Genomic DNA, 1221 nt, shown 5'->3' on the forward strand with positions numbered 1-1221 from the left:
CAGTTGTTTCTGTTATAAGCGGTAAGGCAATAAGTATTGGAAGCCTTATGGGAATTCTCACTCTTATAGGTGTAACGGTGAACAATGGAATCGTGATGGTAACGTATATCAATCAGTTAAGGGAAAGAGGAATGGAGTTAACAAGGGCTGTTATTGAAGGAGCCGGAAGGCGCTTAAGGCCAATTCTCATGACTTCTCTTACGACTGTGGTTGCACTCTTACCCACTATTTTCTCCCGGGCTGAAGGTGCTGAGCTGGAAAGCCCTCTGGCATTAACGATAGCAGCAGGACTCCTTTTCGGGGTGTTTTTCACACTGTTTTTGATACCGGTCCTTTACAGTATTTTTGATAAACTTTCCTTTAGATTCAAAAAATAAGGGCGGTTAACACCGCCCTTTTTCTTCATCTATGAGCTTTCTGTAAAGTTCCATGGCTTTTAAGGTAATTTTATCCGGAGCCGCGAGTTGCTTATTGTCTATTTTTCGCACAGGCATCACCATAGAGACGGTGCTCACCAGGAAGACTTCATCGGCTTTCAAAAATTCGTCGTAATAAACTCTTCTTTCCACAACTTCCACGCCATTTTCTTTGAGAAGCTTGACAACCTTGCTTCTGGTAATGCCCGGAAGTATATTGTCTATTTCAGGTGTTATCACTGTATGGTTTTTTACAAGAAAATAATTCGAACTTCCTCCTTCAGTCGCGTACCTGCCCTTTGAATCCTCTCTGTACATGAGTGCCTCATAACCCCCACGCTTATATGCGAAGTTTTTAGCCATCACATTGGGTAAAAGGTTAATCGTCTTGTGCTCACACAATTTATGCCTAAGATCGGGAAAGCCAAAGACAACTGCGCCTCTTTCCCAATTCGAAGGGTCTATTTCGCGCAGCGGGATAGCTAACATGAAAAAAGTAGGTTGTGTGTTTTCAGATGGATACTTGTGTTCGCGGTTTTGATCGATACCGCGGGTTAGTTCTACATACAGCTCGCCATCATCTATACCATTGAATGCGATTAATTCCCGGGCCCTGTCTTTTATTTCATCAAGCGAATATGGAAAGGGAATACCAAAAAATACAGCGCTACTCTTCATTCGTGCCAGGTGGTCTTCGAAGAAGAAAATATGCCCATCCTTTACCCTTAGAACTTCAAAAAGCCCATCTCCAAAAGTTAGGCCTCTGTTTTCGAGTGTTATTAGCCTTTCTTTTTTCTCAATGAAT

The 1221-nt window shown here is 42.4% G+C and carries 2 protein-coding genes; one reads left to right on the top strand and one right to left on the bottom strand.

Annotated features, from left to right (window positions below; genetic code table 11):
• A partial coding sequence (locus AC3LHT_RS10175) for an efflux RND transporter permease subunit (RefSeq protein ID WP_488662808.1) occupies positions 1 to 377 on the top strand: 377 nt, incomplete at its 5' end.
• A gap of 6 nt (positions 378 to 383) precedes the next feature.
• Here the strand turns inward: AC3LHT_RS10175 and AC3LHT_RS10180 are convergent.
• A partial coding sequence (locus AC3LHT_RS10180) for an aminotransferase class IV (protein WP_488662809.1) occupies positions 384 to 1221 on the bottom strand: 838 nt, incomplete at its 5' end.

It is taken from the genome of Kosmotoga sp., from assembly GCF_982836095.1.